This window comes from Arsukibacterium sp. (genome assembly GCF_018402695.1).
Lineage (GTDB): Bacteria > Pseudomonadota > Gammaproteobacteria > Enterobacterales > Alteromonadaceae > Alishewanella.
Window position 1 is genome coordinate 475,336 of record NZ_JAGYIM010000016.1, and the last position, 18,854, is coordinate 494,189.

Genomic DNA, 18,854 nt, shown 5'->3' on the forward strand with positions numbered 1-18,854 from the left:
GCCCCACTCAGCTGTGCTGAGCGGGGCTTTTTACTGATGGCGTATTTTTTTGTGTAGTTTTTCACCCAGCACCAGCATGCAGGGCGTTAAAAACAATGTCAGCAAGGTAGCAAAAGTCAGGCCGCCGGCAATGGCACTGGATAGCTGGGTCCACCATTGGGTAGAGGGGGCACCAAAGCCGAGGCTGGGTTCCAACAGATTAACATTAACCGCCAGCACCATCGGCATTAACCCCAGCACGGTGGTTACCGACGTTAACAGAACCGGGCGTAAGCGCAGGCAGCCGGTTTCAAGTGCCGCTTCCATTGCTGACATGCCGCTTTGCCGCAGCTGATTAAAGGTGTCAATTAACACGATATTGTTATTCACCACGATGCCGGCCAGGCCAATAATGCCCATACCGACCATCACAATTCCAAAGCTCTGACCGTTAACCAGCAGGCCCAGTAATACCCCGGCGGTGGAAAAGACAATGGCCGACAGTACCAGTAAACTCTGATACCAGCTGTTAAATTGCACCAGTAAAATCATCAGCATTAAAAAGATAGCGGTAGCGAAAGCGCCCATTAAAAAGGTCATCGCTTCCTGCTGATCAGCACTTTCGCCGGCTGTTTTGACGTTAACATTGTCGGGCAGCTGCATGTCACTGTCCAGCAGCGCCTTTAAACGTTCACTTACCTGAGCGCCGGGCGCTAAATCGCTTTTGATAGTAATGGCACGATTACCGTCTATCCGCTTGATAATACTGGTTTTAGGTGCAGGAACCAGCTCTACAAAGTTACTCAGTGGCACCTGCCCCCGCGCTGTTTGAATGGTCAGCCGACCCAGCTGATCCAGTGAGCGCCAGTATTGCGGAAACCGGACCCGGATATCCACTTCGTCACTGGCGTACTCCGGCCGGAACTTGGCCAGGAGTAAGCCGTTACTGACCATTTGCACGGCATTGCCGACGGTAAGCACGTCAGCGCCAAAGCGGGCTGCGGCTGCCCGGTCAACCTCTATCCGCCACTCAATACCGGGCAGGCTGCGGTCATCTTCAATATCAACAAAGCCTTCCATTTGTTCCATCTGGCGGATAATTTGCTCCACCGCCTGCTCGGTAGCGGCGGCTTCACTGCTGCTAACCTGCAACTCTATCGGCTTGCCGGCAGCAGGGCCTTCCTGTTGTTGACGAAACTCCAGAATAATCCCGGGAATATCGTCAGTCAGCTGGCGCATGTCATCCAGAATGGCGGCTGCTTTGCGCCGTTCATGCCAGTCAATAAACTGAAATTGCAACGTCCCGACCACGTCGGGCGCCAGTTCTCCGTCGGCGCTGGCCAGCGAACGGGCATACAGGGCTTTTACTTCAGCCAGTCCCAGCAGGCGCTGTTCTACTGTTTTAAGTAACGTATCTTTTTCATAAATAGACATATCACCACGGGCCCGTACCCATACCTGCGCAGATTCTGGTTCAACGTCGGGAAAAAATTCCAGGCCATGATTATATTTACCGTAAGCAACAAAAATCAGTGCCATGCCACCCAGTAGTCCGGCCAAGGTCAGGCCGGGATGGCGTAATAACCGGCCAAGCAGGTGCCGGTAAGCCAAACCTGCCCGACTGGCTTCGATTTTATGGGCTGCGGGCCTGGCCCGGCTGATGCCGCCCATTACCGGCAGGAAAATCAGCGCCATAAATAACGATGCCAGCAAACAAAGGATCACCGTCGCTGGCAGATATTTCATAAACTGGCCCACCACACCGGGCCAGAATAACAGCGGCATAAACACCACTATCGTGGTGGCTGTGGAGGCGATAATCGGCCAGGCCATGCGGCCGGCGGCATTGGCCCAGGCTTCTTTCGGTTTCTGGCCTTCGCCGAGGTTACGGTCGGCCAATTCGCTAACCACCACGGCACCATCAACCAGCATGCCGGCCACCAAAATAAGCGCAAACAGCACAATAATATTCATGGTAAAACCGAGCGCAAATATCATCAGAATACCGGCAAAAAATGCCCCGGGAATGGTGATGCCGACCAGCAGCGCTGAGCGCACACCCATGGTGGCAATAATTAAGATCAGCACCAGCACCACGGCAGTTAACACGTTGTTCAGTAAGTCTGACAGCATGTTCTTCACTTCTTTTGACTGGTCCATAATATAGTTAACCTGCATGCCTTCAGGAAACTGGCTACTGGCCTGGTCAATCAATGCTTTGGTTTGTTCAATGGTTGAAATAATATTGGCACCGCTGCGCTTTTTAACTTCCAGCACAACGGCGGGTTGGCCGTTAATCCGGGCGAAACCCAGCGGGTCTTTAAAACTGCGGCTGATGGTGGCGACATCGCCAAAGGTAATGACAGTATCGCCATCGACCTTGATTGGCATTGACAGGACGTCTTCGAGGTTTTCAATTACGCCCGGTACTTTCATTGCGAAGCGACCGGCACCGGTATCTAAGCTGCCGGCGGCGACCAGCCGGTTGTTGTTTGACACCAGGCTGAACAATTGCTGGTAATCCAGACCGTAGCCTTCCAGCACTTGCGGGTCGACCACAATTTCCAGCATATCTTCGCGATCGCCACCAATGTCTACTTCCAGCACTTCAGGGATAGCTTCGATGTTTTCCTGCAGCTGGCGGGCGATATACACCAGCTGGCTTTCAGAAACGGGGCCGGATAACCCGACCGATAACACCGGGAATAGTCCAACATTTATTTCATTGACGGTGGGCTCATCGGCTTCACTGGGTAGTTTGGCGCGGGCGGCGTCTACTTTTACCCGGACATCAGCCAGTGCCTGGTCGGCATCAAAGCCGGCATCAAATTCCAGCATGACCGAGGCATGGCCTTCGCTGGAGGTTGAGGTCATTTTTTTTATGCCTTCCAGCGATCGCAGCTCATGTTCCATCGGCCGTACCAGTAACCGCTCGCCATCTTCCGGGCTGATGCCATCCAGCGACATCGACACATACATCATTGGAATGGCGACGTCAGGGTTAGCTTCTTTTGGTATGGTTTGGTAGGCGGTAATACCGGCAATAAATAAAAACAGCAATAACATTAAGCTGGCACGGCTGCGGCCAATGGCTGCCTGAATAATGGCATTCATGGCTTGGCTCCTGCCACCTGCACTTTATCACCTGGTTTAACAAAGCCCGCGCCCTGGGTAATGATCTGCGCCCGCTCTGGTAAGCCGGTTACCCGCGCCCCTTCGTTGTCAGCGCTAATTATTTGGACCGGGTAAAACTCAACCTGCTGTTGTTCATTCACAACAGAAACACCCAGCTGGCCGTCACTGTTCAGGCTAAGAAGTGCCGGCGATATCAAATGAGCCTGAACCGGCTCCAGCTGCACTTCAACCGTGGCACTGCCACCGGCAATCCGCAACAGTTCCGGATTCGCAACCGTCACTTCAACGTAAAAACTGCGGGTAGCGGTATCGGCGGCGTAACTGATAAAACTCAGCTCACCATTGAGTTGCCGACCATCGAGTAAGCGTAGCTTAACCTGCTGGCCAGGTTGTAAGGCGCCAATATGTTGCTGGGGGATCTGAGCAGTGACTTTTAACTTATCTATCTGAGCTAACTGCAATAGTTCAGTTCCAACCTGTACCACGTCGCCTACTTCAATATGGCGTCGGTCGATGACGCCGGCAAACGGTGCAACCGGTTCAATCTGCGCCAGTGCCAGACGGGCACTGGCAAACTCAGCTTCGGCCCTGGCCAGTTCACTTTCCAGTCGGGTCAGCTCGGTTTCAGACAAAAACTGCGATTTGCCCAAGGTGCGGGCACTGGCCAGCTCCTGCTTTTTCAGGGTTAAGTTTGCCTGGGCCTGGGCTAATAATTCACTGCGACCGTCATCAGATAGCTGCAGTAATCTGGCACCTTGCTGCACTGTGTCGCCCTGACGGGTCAGTAGCGCCATGACAGTGCCGGCTTGTTGCGCTTTAATGCTGACACTCCGCCAGGGTAACACCTGACCCTGGGCTACCCGGGTTAACTGGTACGGTTCTGCATCTGACCAGCGGGTTTCAACCAGCGACAGCTTTTGTTCTGATGCCTGCTGCTCTGCCGGTGCTTGCTCTTTGGCACCGTAGTTATCACCACTGAGTAACCAGAGTAACAATGCCAGTGTTAACAGCACGGCAATAATAACAGGGGAGGCAGCGAGCTTTTTAAACATGAGCGATCCTTGGCGGTAACGGTAAGCAGCATTACGGCATTTATCGGCTGGAATATACCTACGTCAGTGAATGTAAGCAACTTGATAACTGTAAGGAAATGTGGCGAGTTTAACATGCAACAGGGTCGATGTGGGGCGGTTGGCCCTTGTTTTTTAGCACAGGCAGACCAATTGATCCAAGTCGCTTACCGGTACGTTTGATGCCGTTAATTCTTGTAATCGCACACTAACAGGACCTGTTATGGCCAATTTATTCGACCCAATTCAAGTGGGAGAGTTACAACTACCAAACCGGATCATCATGGCGCCGTTAACCCGCTGCCGGGCGAGTGCCGGCAGGGTCCCAAATGACCTGATGGTAAAGTACTACCAGCAACGTGCCACTGCGGGGTTGATTATTACCGAAGCAACCTCAGTTTCGCCAATGGGGGTAGGTTACCCGGATACCCCTGGGATCTGGTCGGATGCCCAGGTAGCAGGCTGGCAAAAAGTAACCGCAGCTGTGCATCAGGCGGGTGGCCGGATAATGCTGCAGTTGTGGCATGTTGGCCGTATTTCCGATCCACACTATTTAGATGGCGAGTTGCCGGTAGCACCCAGTGCTATTGCAGCGGACGGCCATGTTAGTTTACTGCGGCCGAAAAAAGCTTTTGTTACACCGCGGGCACTGGCGACTGCAGAAATTGCTGACATTGTTGAAGCGTATCGGTTGGGCGCTGAAAATGCTAAAAAGGCCGGATTTGACGGTGTGGAAATTCACGGTGCCAATGGTTACTTACTGGACCAGTTTCTGCAGGATGGCAGTAACCAGCGTACTGATCAGTATGGCGGCAGCATTGAAAACCGGGCCCGGCTAATGCTGGAAGTGACAGATGCCGTCATCTCGGTGTGGGGGGCAGGCCGGGTTGGCATGCATTTAGCCCCCAGAGCAGATGCGCATAGCATGGGTGATTCACAGCGTAACGATACCTTTGGCTATCTGGTGCAGCGCCTGGCTAAACGTAATATTGCCTTTATTTGTGCCCGGGAAGCGCAAGCCGATGACAGCTTAGGCCCGAAACTGAAGCAGTTGTTTGGCGGCGTCTATATTGCCAATGAAAAGTTTGATAAAAGTAGTGCCAATAGGCTTATCGCTAGTGGTGATGCTGATGCTGTCGCCTTTGGTGTGCCTTATATCGCTAACCCCGATTTAGTGGCGCGTTTTGCTAAAGATGCTGAACTGAATACGGCAAGACCAGAGCTGTTTTATAGCGGTGGTGCAGAGGGCTATACTGATTATCCGGTCTTGGCTGAATAACTGTAAGCGGTAGTCAGGCATAAAATTCAGGATAAAAAAAGCGCCTTTAACCAGGGCGCTTTTTTATAAAACAGGCAGCTTATTTGGCGCGCTTGCGCTTGGTCGCACCTGCTAACAGTAACAGACCTGCGCCCATAACCGCCAGTGAAGCCGGCTCTGGTACATCAACTGCCATAGTGCCGAAAGTAAGGTTATCGTAACGAACATTAAACGAGTTACCATCGTTTTTGGCATTCAAAATGACTTCACCAAAGTATGCATGATTGTCGCTGGTACTGGTAAATACCAGATTGCCATTAACCAGATAATTAATAAAGCCATCAGTAATTTGATAAGCAAATGTATTAAAGCTATCTAAGGTAAGTAATGATGGATCCAGCGCAAAAAAGGTATTCAGATTACCCTCATATCCCTGCGCGCCTGTAACGCCGTCACTTACTACTGATTCCAGTATCGGGTAATAGCTGATGGCATCAGCCGGGTTGTAAGCGACACCCCAGATGCCTCCTAAACGCTCGTCAGTCAGGCCATGTTGGCTATCCAGAAACATATCAATTGCCAGATATGTCGACATGCCGGTATCCAGCTTCATTCCCTGGGTCTGACCAAAAGTTTCAACACCACATTTGGCTTGTTCGGCACCGTCAATGCTCATCAACAGTTCGTTGTCGACGATAGTGAAGCTTGCCGGATCGCAACGATCGGTAGTCCAGTTACTCAAATCGTCGCCATTATTGAATTCATAGGTAGTTAATGCCGCATTTGCATAGGCGCTAACACATAAAGTACTAAGCAGTAATGCCATTTTCATTGTTATTTCCTTTTTTAGATACTCATGTTAACAGCAGCAAGATACACGCCAACTAAGATAGTTTATAAAAACAACAATTTAGAATATGTTTATATAGTCTCTGTAAGATTTTTTGACGTTTTTTTGTTTGAATTATGTCTAATTACATCAGGCTGCTGGGTCTTGTAGATCCAGCAGTATTAGCTATAGTTAATGGATAACAGGAGCAGGGAGCAAAGCTCGTGGTTACTGGCGTTTCCAGTATATCGACAACAAAGCGGGTAATTAAATTGCATTGCCTGTTTCTGATGCTCTGTCTGCTTTTTATGCTTAGCCACTTGCATGCTCAGGTATTGCGGGTGGCTATTCCTGACGAAGATTACCCACCTTATTATTATGTGCTTGACGATAATTTAACCGGTTTCTCGGTTGAAACATTGCAAAGCATTGCCAGCGAACTGGAATTAACGCTGGAGTTTCAGCGCTTGCCATGGAGCCGGGTAGTTAATCATGTAGAGACTGGTAAGGCTGATGTTATTCCGGTGTTTTATAAGACACCGGCCAGGATGCAGCGATTTGAGTTTAGTGACGAAAGCTATTTAATTGATCCCATAGTGCTGTTGTGCGCCAATCCTTGTCCCTTGCAATTTGATGGCACCCTTGCCAGCCTGGGCAGTGAACCGGTAGCGACAGTGCGGCATTTTTCTTATGGCAGTGTTTTAGATGAAATGCGTTTTCCCCGGGTCGATCTGGTGGAGTCAGATCATATGCTGTTCCGGATGCTACTGGGCAAAAGAGTAAAATTAGTGATGGCCTCGGCCCATACTATTACCCACTCATCGTTGTTGCAGCAGTCGGCCGCTGAGGTGCTGATGTTACAACCTGCACTGGATTTTGTTGAAGTTTACTTTGCGTTTGGCAAACAGCAGGGCTTGCCTGCTGCTCAGCGCCGGCAGTTTAATCAGGCGCTGGCGAAATTTAAGCGCGGTGAGCGATATCAGCAGTTACTGGCTAAATATCAGTTGCAGTCGCGCTGACAACTCCGCCAGACACCATCAGGCCTGATAAGGCCCGCCGTCTTTCGCAGTAAAGCATTTTTCACTCTGGCAACCTTTATTAACCTGTTTACCGGTCAGCATACTGAACCAGGGTTCACCGGCCTGTTTGGCTTGCAGCTGGATATCGTCAATGCCGGCGCAGTCTTTTTCACCGTTGCCGCCGTGGCGGTTTAATACCAGCTCCACATGGCGACCTTCATTTACCAATACCAGTGATTCCGGCGCTTCCCGGTGACCACTCAGTGCTACAAACTGCCCAGGGTTTTGCAGGCCGCTTTTGCTGCCATCGCCAAAGAACGCCAGCAGGTGCTGGAAATACACCATATAGCACACTACATCTTTGTGTGAGCCTTGTGCCAACGGGAAGGTTTTATCCAGGAAGCCTTTCGAGTAATCCATGATCTGCTTTACATGGCGCTCGTTCAGCTGGTTAATAACGCTAAGCTCGGTCGCCATCCAGGCAGTTTGGTTTGGCGTGTGTTGGCTGTGGGTTGGGGCCAGTGTCGTCATGTTGTTATCCTCATCTTTGTCGGGTCTTTTTACAAAAAGTTATTTAACACTCCGGCCCGCAACTCCTGCTGTGCTCGCCACAGCAACTCGCTGCCGCTTGCGCGTTCGCTCAGACACTCTGTGGCTGCGCTATCAGGATTCCGGGCCTTCGTTTAAGTCGCGTTTCTTAGAACGCAGACCAGTTGCTATCGGTTAAAAACTAGTCTAGGCTAAAAATCAGCATAATTTCACAATAAAAATTTTACAGTGTGAATTTTACAAAATGAAAGCAAACAAAAGCCTGCTCAGAAAGTCGCATTTTTTAGGAACTAAAATCAGAAACCTGAGAAAGCGTAATAACTTAACCATGGAAGACTTGTCTACCCGGTGCATTCGGGTGAACCCGGAGCAAGCGCCGTCGGTGTCATATTTGTCGATGATAGAGCGCGGCAAACGGACCCCAGGCATTGAAATGCTGCAGGTGATCGCCGAAGTATTTCAAAAAGACCTCGACTGGTTTTTAGATGGCGAAGATAACGGCCAGGATTTAACCCCGCAAAAGGGCAGTCGTGGCGGCATTAGCGGCATGGCACTAGAACCGGGGTTTTTATTCTCAACTGATATCCTGCAAATTGCCATTCCGGAGATGCTGTCGCAAACCGGTACCAGCGGCAAACAGTTTGCTCAGCTGTTGATCCGGGCGCATCAGGAGCATCATCAGAATCATTTTCCTGAGTTGGAGCGGGCGGCAGAGGAGGTGGGCCAGAAGCGCATGCCATTAACGGTGGATCAGCTCATGGCTATTTTGAAACAGCTTGGCGTTAAAGTAAGCTGGTTTACTGAGCCACCAAAAGAAATACTGGATGAGTTAGGCGTGCTGTCAAAAAATGTCGCCACCTCGTTTTTTACCCCGCCGGCAACCCTGCATTTAAACCACTTGCTGCAGCAATTTCCAACGCGCTTAAAGTATGAACTGGCGGTGCATATTGGCCATGCCGTGCTACACAACAAAGACGGTGTAAAAAGCAGTATGACAGTTGGTGGTACCCACGACGATGACATGTCGCAGTCGACTGCTGTGCAGCCGCAGGACATGCTGCACGCCTGGCGCGATTTTGAGTCAAGCTTTTTTGCCGGCGCGCTGCTGTGTCCCAAACTTCCGTTTCGTCAACTACTCGACCGCCAGGGCTATGAAATCAGCAGCCATCAGCAGGCGGGTGTGTCGGCGTCAGTAGCGATGCGGCGGATGACTGCGGTATCGCCGTACACTCACTGGCATTACTTTGATGCCTACACCCCGGGCAAACTAAAGGCGGTGTATCGCGGCAATGGCATACCATTGCCATGGGGCAATATGCGCAAGGTGGAAGATCCCTGTCAGAACTGGGCGGTATTCCGGATGTTTGATGTCGAGGGTGTTGCCAGCAGTGCCCAGTTGTCTTTGCTGGATGTCAACGGTCAGCCGCGGATTTACTGTTGTGAGTCGACCAAAGTGAGCGATTTAGCCGGTAATAACCATGTATTGTGCGCCGGTATTGATCTTAACCCGGCTTTGCTGGCCCAGGGTGTCGATGCTGATGCCATGGCCAGCGAGCTGAAACAGCTGTGTATAAACAGCGCAGGCGGTGCCAGAGTCCCTAAAACTATTCAGACCTCTTTAACCAGCGTTGCCAATATTTTAAATATCAACTGGGTAGCCCGCAGCCTGCAAAAACCAGCGCAGTTAATTTGTGCCCGGGGCAATAGTTGTCCGCGCAGTCCGGGCTGTTACACCTGCGAGAAGGGTTAATGAATACCCAATATATTCTGTTACAACTTGTTGGTTACAGATATTTGGCTTTGGCTGACGGCAGCGTTAAGATAGCAATGACACTATAACTATAACCGAATTTCATGCCCGTATTTCAGGAACATATAATGAAGAAAATCAGTATTATTGCTGCCAGCGTTGCGCTGGCATTAGGTCTGGCCGCATGCAGCGAACCAGCAGCTACTAAAACCAGTGAGCCGGTAGCGGCGCAACAACAAGCACCGCGGGTATCTGGGGTAGACAGCCAGTACTTTGACCCGGCGGTAAAATTCAGCGAAGACTTCTTTTTAGCGGTAAACGGTAAATGGTTGGCTGAAACCGACATTCCGGCTGATAAAGCATCTTATGGCTCCTTCCATATTCTGAACGATAACTCGCAACAGGCCGTTAAAGCCATTATTGATGAAGTGTCGGCCCGTACTGATTTAAAAGAGGGCTCTGACGAGCAGAAATTAGGTCATTTCTATAACAGCTTTATGGACGAAGCAACGATAGAAAAGCTGGGGTTGAGCCCGTTGCAGCCACAACTGGATGCCATTAGCTCGCTGGAAAACAAAGACCAGTTGCCGGCGTTATTTGCCCGTCTGCAACGCGATGGTATTGCTATTCCGTTTGGTTGGTTTATTAACAATGACGCGAAAAACTCGACCGAATATGCGGTGTATCTGAGCCAGGGTGGCTTAGGATTGCCGGATCGCGACTATTACTTTAACGATGACGAAAAGTCATTAAAGCTGATTGCCGATTACCAAGAATATTTAACCGATATGTTCAGCCTGGCAGGCCATGCTGAGCCAGCAGCGGCTGCAGAGCGCGTTTATGCGCTGGAAAAAGCGCTGGCCGAGCACCACTGGACCCGGTTAGATAACCGTAATGCCGACAAAACTTACAACAAAATGGCGGTAGCTGAGCTGAATACCAGCATGGGTGACTTTGACTGGGCAGCCTTTGCCAATGAGGTAAAATTAGCCGAAGTGAATGACATTATTGTACGGCAGCCCAGCTACTTTGCCGGTTTCGCCAAGGTCGTAGAGAACACTGACTTACAAAGCTGGCAGGATTACCTGAGTTTAAAAACGATTCATGGCTATGCTGATAAGCTGAGCAGCAACTTCGCTGATCGCCGCTTTGCCTTCTATGGCACCACCTTGAGCGGTACTGAGCAACAGCAACCACGCTGGAAGCGGGCGGTAGATGCGTCAGATCAGGTATTGGGTGAACTGACCGGTAAGCTGTATGTTGAGCGCCACTTTAAACCGGAAGCCAAGGCGCGGATGGAAGAGTTGGTGGCCAACCTGATTAAAGCCTACGAGATCTCGATTAACGAGCTGGAGTGGATGACCGAGGAAACGAAGGTTGCTGCACAGGAGAAGCTGAGCAAGTTCACTCCGAAAATTGGCTACCCGGATAAGTGGAAAGATTATTCCGCGTTAGAAATTAAAGCTGATGATTTAGTAGGTAACTTTATCCGTGCCAGCCACTGGGGCTACGATCAGATGGTGGCCAAATTAGGTCAGCCTATCGATAAAGGCGAGTGGTTTATGACCCCGCAAACCGTTAATGCTTATTACAACCCGGTTAACAATGAAATTGTGTTCCCGGCAGCTATTCTGCAGCCGCCATTCTTTAATATGGATGCGGATGATGCGGTAAACTATGGCGGTATTGGTGGCGTGATTGGCCACGAAATCGGCCACGGGTTTGACGACCAGGGTGCCAAATACGATGGTGAGGGTAATCTGCGTAACTGGTGGTCACAGCAAGATAAAGATCAGTTCCAGGCGCGTGGTGCCAAGTTAATTGGCCAGTACAACAAGTTTGAACCGCTGCCAGGCGTTAATGTTAACGGTGCAGTAGCACTGGGTGAAAACATTGGTGATTTAGGTGGGATGACGGTGGCGCTGAAAGCCTATAATTTATCACTGGACGGTAAAGAAGCACCGGTAATGGATGGCTTTAGCGGTGAACAGCGGTTCTTTATCAGCTGGGCCCAGGTATGGCGCACCAAGTTCCGGGAAGAAGCACTGCGTCGCCAGTTAAGCACCGGCCCGCATTCACCGGCCCATTACCGGGTTATTGGTGTGTTGCCGAATATTCCTGAGTTTTACACCGCCTTTGATATTAAAGAAGGCGATGCGATGTATATCGCGCCAGAACAGCGAGTCAAAATCTGGTAGCTGTAAATCTATCGGGTAAGAAAAATCTGTTATAATGCACGGGCTGAACACTTAGGTGTTCAGCCTTTTTTGTGCGACAAGCTAAGTGTTTGGGCTGTCGGTTACAATTCCTGCCCTGGCTCGCCACAGCAACTCTCAAATGCTGGCGCATTTGCTCAGACACTCTGTGGCGCCCAGTTCAGGATTCTAACCTCTGCTGCAGACAACGGGCGACACGGTATCTTTGCACCGAAGCCGACCGGAACCCTCAGCATACTGAGGTCTGACCACTATAACAAAGAATATATAACATCCGGTTTCCCATTCATGCCATTTATACCCACTATAAGCGGCGTGTTAAAAGGCCTGATGTCAATTTGGCCCGAATTTTTATATAATCTCGCCCATTCATTCTAAGAATGACGCCGCAGTAGCAAGACTGCCGGCAACGACCAAGAGGATCATACTGTGCTACAACAATATCGCGAACATGTGGCCGAGCGCGCTGCGCAAGGTATCCCGCCAAAACCGCTCAATGCCGAGCAGGTAGCCGCCTTAGTTGAACTGTTAAAAAATCCGCCAAAAGGCGAAGAAGAAACCTTAATTGACCTGCTGGTTAACCGGGTACCGCCAGGCGTTGACGAAGCGGCCTATGTTAAAGCCGGCTTTTTAGCGGCGCTAGCTAACGGCGAGGCAACCAGTAGCCTGATCAATGCTGAGTATGCTACCGAGCTGCTGGGGACCATGATGGGCGGCTACAATATTCAGCCGTTAATCAGCCTGCTGGACAACGACAAGTTAGCGCCTATTGCCGCTAAAGCACTGTCACACACCTTGCTGATTTTTGATGCGTTTCACGATGTCACCGAAAAAGCCGATGCGGGCAATGCTTTCGCTAAGCAAGTAGTGCAAAGCTGGGCGGACGCTGAGTGGTTTGAAAGCAAGCCAGCGCTGGCAGAAAAAATTACCGTTACCGTATTTAAAGTGTCAGGCGAAACCAATACTGACGATTTATCACCGGCGCCGGATGCCTGGTCACGGCCGGATATCCCGCTGCATGCGTTAGCGATGCTGAAAAATGCCCGTGAAGGCATTACCCCGGATCAGCCGGGTACCGTTGGCCCGATTAAGCAGTTAGACGAGCTGAACAAAAAAGGCTTCCCACTGGCTTATGTGGGTGATGTGGTAGGTACCGGTTCATCACGTAAATCAGCGACGAACTCGGTGTTGTGGTTTATGGGCGACGACATCCCATACGTACCGAACAAACGCGGTGGCGGTTTTGTGCTGGGCGGTAAAATTGCACCTATCTTCTTCAACACCATGGAAGACTCAGGCGCACTGCCAATCGAAGTTGACGTTAGCAAGCTGGAAATGGGCGATGTGATCGATATTCTGCCCTTCGAAGGCAAGATTGTCCGTCATGGCAGCGGCGAAGTGCTGGCTGAATTTAGCCTGGCAACTGACGTATTAATTGACGAAGTGCGTGCCGGTGGCCGGATTCCGCTGATTATCGGCCGCGGTTTAACTGATCGCGCCCGTGAATTTTTAGGGCATGGCCCGTCAGATAAATTCCGCCGGCCTTCGGCGAAAGTAGACTCTGGCAAAGGCTTCACCCTGGCCCAAAAAATGGTCGGTAAAGCCTGTGGTGTGCAGGGCGTACGCCCGGGCACATACTGCGAGCCGAAAATGACTACCGTGGGCTCGCAAGATACCACCGGCCCGATGACCCGCGATGAGTTAAAAGATTTAGCCTGTTTAGGCTTCTCGGCTGACTTAACTATGCAGTCATTCTGTCACACTGCCGCTTATCCGAAGCCGGTTGACGTAGACACTCACCATACTCTGCCAGATTTTATTATGAACCGTGGCGGTGTAGCACTGCGTCCGGGCGATGGTATTATCCACAGCTGGTTAAACCGGATGTTACTGCCGGATACCGTAGGTACCGGTGGCGACTCACACACCCGTTTCCCAATTGGTATTTCGTTCCCGGCCGGTTCTGGTTTGGTCGCTTTTGCTGCCGCTACCGGTGTTATGCCACTGGATATGCCAGAGTCAGTATTAGTGCGCTTTAAAGGCGAAATGCAGCCGGGTATTACCCTGCGCGACTTAGTGCATGCTATTCCGTACGTAGCCATTCAGAAAGGCTTGTTAACGGTTGATAAGAAAGGCAAGAAGAACATCTTCTCCGGCCGTATTCTGGAAATCGAAGGTTTACCAAACTTAACGGTAGAGCAAGCGTTTGAATTATCTGATGCCTCTGCCGAGCGTTCAGCGGCTGGCTGTACTATTAAGCTGTCAGATGCGTCTATTGCCGAGTATCTGGAATCAAACATCGTAATGTTAAAGTGGATGATTTCTGAAGGCTACGGCGATGTGCGTACTATCGAGCGGCGGATTCAGGCGATGCAAGCCTGGCTGAAGGATCCACAGCTGATGTCGGCTGATGCCGATGCTGAATACAGCGAAATTATTGAAATTGATCTGGCCGATATTAAAGAGCCGGTGCTGTGTGCCCCGAACGATCCGGATGATGCGCGTTTACTGTCTGAGGTTGCCGGCGACAAAATCGACGAAGTATTTATCGGTTCTTGTATGACCAACATTGGCCATTTCCGTGCGGCCGGTAAGCTGCTGGATAAATACAAAGGCCAGTTGCCAACCCGGTTATGGATTGCCCCGCCAACCAAGATGGACCAGGCACAGTTAACCGAAGAAGGTTACTACAGCATTTTCGGTAAAGTAGGTGCCCGCACCGAAATGCCAGGCTGTTCGCTGTGTATGGGTAACCAGGCACGGGTAGCGGAGAACTCAACAGTAGTATCAACCTCTACCCGTAACTTCCCCAACCGCTTAGGCCAGGGTGCTAACGTGTACTTAGCTTCGGCTGAGCTGGCGGCGGTAGCTTCTATTATTGGTAAGCTGCCAACAGTAGCCGAGTATCTGGAATACGCGAAGCAAATCGACGCCACCGCGGCCGATACTTATCGTTATCTGAACTTCCATCAGATGCCGCAGTACACCAAAAAAGCGGATAACGTGATTATCCAGCAAGCCGTGTAATAGCAACTGTTATACTTAAGGCCTGCAGCTGCAGGCCTTTTTTATGCGCGCTAATGTATTACCAAGAGCTACAATTTAACACACGCCGCATCAGCGGTCCTGGATGCTCTGCTAGGGCGACACAGGGTGTCTGAGCGCCGCAGGCAGTAGGGCGACAAATTCGTCTGGAACGAATTTGAACAGCTTTGCTGGCTTGCGAAGGGTAGGACATCCGCAGTAGTTACTGTGGCGAGCCCGGCAGAGTATGCAGGCACCGATGATCTTATAAGTGGCAGAGATGCTGCGCTGTTGGAACTTTAGTATGGAATACGACTTTATTTATAATCGCCACACCGGCCAGTTCAGCATCCGGCTGACAGCGGAGCATGAAGTGTTGGGCCGCTTTTTGCTGGATGAATTTGGTCAGCAGGCCGCAGCCTATTTACCACTATTACAACAGCTGAGTTCGCTAAAGCCCCAACAAAGCATGCAGTATCAGGGCCGAGAATTTTTGCTGGAAGTCGAAAACAGTGAAGTAACACTTAGCCATAACAGCCTGTTTTACCAAAGTGTCGATGAGCAAACCGGTCAGCAACAAGCGCTGGCTGAGGATGATTTGCAGTTAGACCAGCAGGGCATGAGCTGCCAGTGTGGTCTGGAAGACTTGCTGAAACTGCTGCGAGAATGGCAGCAATTCCTGGCAGATTAATCTGCTGCCACTTTTAATGGCAGCAGCAACGTAAAGCGGGTGCCTTCGCCCGGTGTGCTGCTGACTTTAACGCTGCCCCCCAGTTTCTGGGTAATAAGATTAAATACGATATGCAGGCCCAGGCCGGTGCCACCCTGATGACGGTTGGTGGTAAAAAACGGGTCAAATATTCGCTCAATGTGCTCAGTGCTGATACCCGCCCCATTGTCTGAAAATATCATTTCAACCTGATCGCCTTGCCGGCAGCAGTGGATGGTTATCTCGCCACTACTGCGGTCTTTAAAGCCATGAACGACGGCGTTTTGGGTGAAATTGGATATAATCTGGCCAATGGTGCCCGGGTAGCTGTCCATAACAATGTCTTCGGCACAATTTACCTGCAGGCTGATTTTACGATTGCGCCACATTAAACTCAGGCTGTCGAGCAGTTCATCAAGGTACTTTGCCAGATTAAACTGGCGCAGGTTATCAGCAGTCAGGTCCACCGATACTTGCTTAAAGTTGGCAACTAACTGGGCGGCCCGCTGCAGGTTATTGTCAAGCAACTGCCCTGCCTGCACTAATTTACTCAGGTAGTTATCTAACTCCTGCCGGCGAATGTTGCCACTGGCGAGTTTTTGCTGCAATAACTGGCTTTCTTCAGTGACTACACTATTGGCTGTTAATGCTACGCCTAAAGGCGTGTTGACTTCATGTGCTACACCGGCCACCAGTTGGCCCAGTGCGGCCATTTTTTCGGTGCGAACCAGTTCTTTTACTGTCGATTCAAGCTGAAGCAGGGTTTGTTCGGTTTTGTTCTTTGATTCCTGTAATGCCCGGGTGCGCTCATTTAATGCCTCAGTGCGCTGCTCGACTAACCAGGCCATTTCTTCCTGTTGTTTGCGCAGATGTTTTAACCGAAACAGGTGAATGGCAAGCATGATGGCCAGCAACAAGCTGACAAGTAACGCCCGCGCCAGCCAGGTTTCCCACCATAACGGCAATACCGTGACATTGAGAAGCGTTTCTTCGCTCCAGCCAGACTCGTTCAGGCCGGCACGTAATCGGAACTGATAGTCGCCGGGGGGTAAGCGTTCAAAGCTGGCGCTGCGACCATTGGCACTTCTGATGATCCAGTCAGACGAAACCGGGTCCAGCCGGTACTGAAACTGAACCTGATCTGTTTCAATAAACTCGCGGGTGGAATACTCAACTTGAAAGCTTCGGCTATCACCCGCCGGAATGATCAATTCGTCGTCAGGCAACGCTGTGTTTTGCCCGTTGACCTCAATAGTCAGGATAGCTGGTGTGGCAACGGGCCCGGCAGAATACGCCAATACCTGTTCTGGTTGAAACAAGGTGAACCCATCCATACCGCCAAAAACGATGGCACCGTTAGTCATCACATTGCTGGAAGCATTAATATAGTCGCGACGCAGGGTACCATGCTGATAACCAAAGTTTCGAAAGCGGCTGGTTTCAGGATTAAAAACTGAGATGCCAAAGGCACTGCTTAGCCAGATATTGCCTGCATTATCTAGCTCTGCAGATTTAAGCTGGCCACTGGCTAAGCCCTCTGCCTCGGAAAATTGCTGAAAGCGGACGGTTGCCGGATCCATAGCTGAGCCTGACATGACGAGTTCATATAAGCCGGTACCATTTGTGGCAAGCCAATGGCGTTTATCTGGAGTGACAACATACGCCATGGGCGCAGAAGGCAGGCTTTGTGTTGGCTCTGCATTTTGAGTTGCCAGTTTATGTTCGAACAGTAAGCTGCCATCAGTCAGGTCAAACCAGGACAAGCCGCTGTAGGACCCTACCAGCACATATTGCTGGCCGACAGGCTGAATAAAGGTAATGGCGCGACTAAATGGATGCTTTGCGATGGTTTTTTGGTTTTTTTCGTCCAGAATAATCAGGCCGAACTGGTCAATTGCCAGCCATAGCTGGTTGTCCGATGCCCAAAGCCGGCGCACCGGGCCTGGCGGCACCGACGCCGGCAACTCAACGTTTTGGTAATTGCCGGTTGCAGTGTCAATAGCAACAATACCCTGGCCATGACCAAACCATATTTCATCAGCCCGTCGCAACGAACAGTAAAAAGTAAAGCCATTGCTATTACTGCTGGTCAGATTAAAATACATGTTGAGCAAATTAAGGCTGAACAAGCCATCTGCAGTGCCAGCCCATAAAGTATTGTCATCGCTGGCCAGGCTAATGGTTGCCGGGTTTCTGGCGATGTCCATAAAGGCCAGATCATGGCTGATACTGACAAACAGGTTATTGGCTTGATTGAGACGGGATACACCGCCGTTCCAGGTGCCGACCCAGATGCTGCCGTCTTTATCCTGCAACAATGCAGCGACTTTACCGTTGCCGAGGCTGGCCGGGTTGTTACGCTGGTGGTGGTAAGAAACCTGTTGCCGCCAGTGGCCGTCCTGCAATACCAAGCGGCTTAGTCCATGCTGGGTGCCAACCCAGATATCCTCATTATTGTCCATTGTAATGCTACGGATTTCTTTGCTAATTAAACTATTGTTATAGCTGGTAATTTCAAGCGGAATCCAGCCGTCGGAACCCGCCTGTTTCATCAGTAATCCTTCGTGCTCCAGGCCGACCCACAATCTGTCTGCTTTATCATGAAACAAGGTCATCACCGAGGCTTGGCGATATGGAAAGTTATTGTCCGAGATGTACTGACCATTGTTGCTGTTATAGCGAATTAGGCCTCGCGGAGTGCCAAGCCATAAATTACCTGCTGAATCGGACGATAACGCGGTAATATTCAACAGACGATCGCCGATCCATTCCACTTGTTGGGTGGCGTGATGCCAGCGTGCCAGCCCCTGATTCGTTCCAATCCATAGCCGCTGCTGGTTATCCAGATGCAGTGCCAGCACTAAAGGCGCTGAACCGTTATCTTTCCGAACCAGACTGATGCTGTCAAAAGTACCCAGTGAAGGGTTAAAGTAGTTCAGCCCATTCAGGGTGCCTACCCACAGCATTCCCTGCTTATCAACCTGTAATGAGGTTACAAAATTATCACTAAGTGACTGACTTAGTTGTTCTTCTGGACGAAATACGGTGATAGAAAACCCGTCGTAGCGATTCAGGCCTCCCTGGGTGCCTATCCAGATATTACCGGCATGATCCTGAGCAAGCGATGTTACGGTGGTCTGTGATAAACCCTGTTCAATATCAATTCGGGCAAAACGCGAGGCGTCTGGCACCTCGGTGAGTTGTGAAGAAAATAGTGGCAGGGATAGCATCGCCAATACAACTAGCATTGGTGAGCAGCATCGTTTTAAGACCAAGTACATAATTAAACCTTGGATGCTGAGGCAGCGAATAACGT

At 50.6% G+C, this 18,854-nt stretch carries 11 protein-coding genes; 6 read left to right on the plus strand and 5 right to left on the minus strand.

Going from position 1 to position 18,854, the window contains the following annotated elements; translation table 11 throughout:
- Positions 1-30 precede the first annotated feature (30 nt).
- Positions 31-3,093, minus strand: coding sequence for an efflux RND transporter permease subunit (locus KG631_RS09675; RefSeq protein ID WP_213999265.1), 3,063 nt, complete (start codon positions 3,091-3,093; stop codon positions 31-33).
- Positions 3,090-4,166, minus strand: a complete 1,077-nt coding sequence (locus KG631_RS09680; RefSeq protein WP_213999268.1) for an efflux RND transporter periplasmic adaptor subunit — start codon at positions 4,164-4,166, stop codon at positions 3,090-3,092. The genes KG631_RS09675 and KG631_RS09680 overlap by 4 nt, the downstream gene beginning before the upstream one ends.
- Before the next feature lie 241 nt (positions 4,167-4,407).
- On the opposite strand from KG631_RS09680, the gene KG631_RS09685 reads away from it, so the two are divergent.
- Entirely contained in the window at positions 4,408-5,463 is a 1,056-nt protein-coding gene (locus tag KG631_RS09685; RefSeq protein WP_213999276.1) for an alkene reductase, read from the plus strand.
- A gap of 79 nt (positions 5,464-5,542) precedes the next feature.
- On the opposite strand, the gene KG631_RS09690 is transcribed toward KG631_RS09685, so the two are convergent.
- On the minus strand, positions 5,543-6,274 hold the full coding sequence (locus KG631_RS09690) for a PEP-CTERM sorting domain-containing protein (protein WP_213999278.1): 732 nt from the start codon (positions 6,272-6,274) through the stop codon (positions 5,543-5,545).
- Positions 6,275-6,579: 305 nt separating this feature from the next.
- Here KG631_RS09690 and KG631_RS09695 point away from each other — a divergent pair, with 305 nt between their 5' ends.
- A complete protein-coding gene (locus tag KG631_RS09695) occupies positions 6,580-7,290 on the plus strand; it encodes a transporter substrate-binding domain-containing protein (RefSeq protein ID WP_213999280.1) in 711 nt (236 codons plus the stop codon).
- A gap of 18 nt (positions 7,291-7,308) precedes the next feature.
- Here KG631_RS09695 and KG631_RS09700 read toward each other — a convergent pair whose 3' ends face one another.
- Complete coding sequence (locus tag KG631_RS09700; RefSeq protein ID WP_213999283.1) at positions 7,309-7,821, minus strand: malate synthase; 513 nt, start codon at positions 7,819-7,821, stop codon at positions 7,309-7,311.
- Positions 7,822-8,083: 262 nt separating this feature from the next.
- Between KG631_RS09700 and KG631_RS09705 the strand changes: the two genes are divergently transcribed.
- From KG631_RS09705 to KG631_RS09720, 4 genes are all read left to right on the plus strand, one after another.
- Positions 8,084-9,589, plus strand: coding sequence for a DUF3612 domain-containing protein (locus tag KG631_RS09705; protein WP_213999285.1), 1,506 nt, complete (start codon positions 8,084-8,086; stop codon positions 9,587-9,589).
- Between the two features lie 128 nt (positions 9,590-9,717).
- Positions 9,718-11,787, plus strand: coding sequence for a M13-type metalloendopeptidase (locus KG631_RS09710; RefSeq protein ID WP_213999286.1), 2,070 nt, complete (start codon positions 9,718-9,720; stop codon positions 11,785-11,787).
- Between the two features lie 447 nt (positions 11,788-12,234).
- Positions 12,235-14,832, plus strand: a complete 2,598-nt coding sequence (acnB, locus tag KG631_RS09715; RefSeq protein ID WP_213999289.1) for a bifunctional aconitate hydratase 2/2-methylisocitrate dehydratase — start codon at positions 12,235-12,237, stop codon at positions 14,830-14,832.
- Between the two features lie 301 nt (positions 14,833-15,133).
- Positions 15,134-15,520 carry a YacL family protein gene (locus KG631_RS09720; RefSeq protein WP_213999291.1) on the plus strand — a complete coding sequence of 129 codons (387 nt, stop codon included), beginning with the start codon at positions 15,134-15,136 and terminating at the stop codon, positions 15,518-15,520.
- Here KG631_RS09720 and KG631_RS09725 read toward each other — a convergent pair.
- Positions 15,517-18,786, minus strand: a complete 3,270-nt coding sequence (locus tag KG631_RS09725) for a sensor histidine kinase (protein ID WP_301003714.1) — start codon at positions 18,784-18,786, stop codon at positions 15,517-15,519. The genes KG631_RS09720 and KG631_RS09725 overlap by 4 nt on opposite strands.
- Positions 18,787-18,854 lie beyond the last annotated feature (68 nt).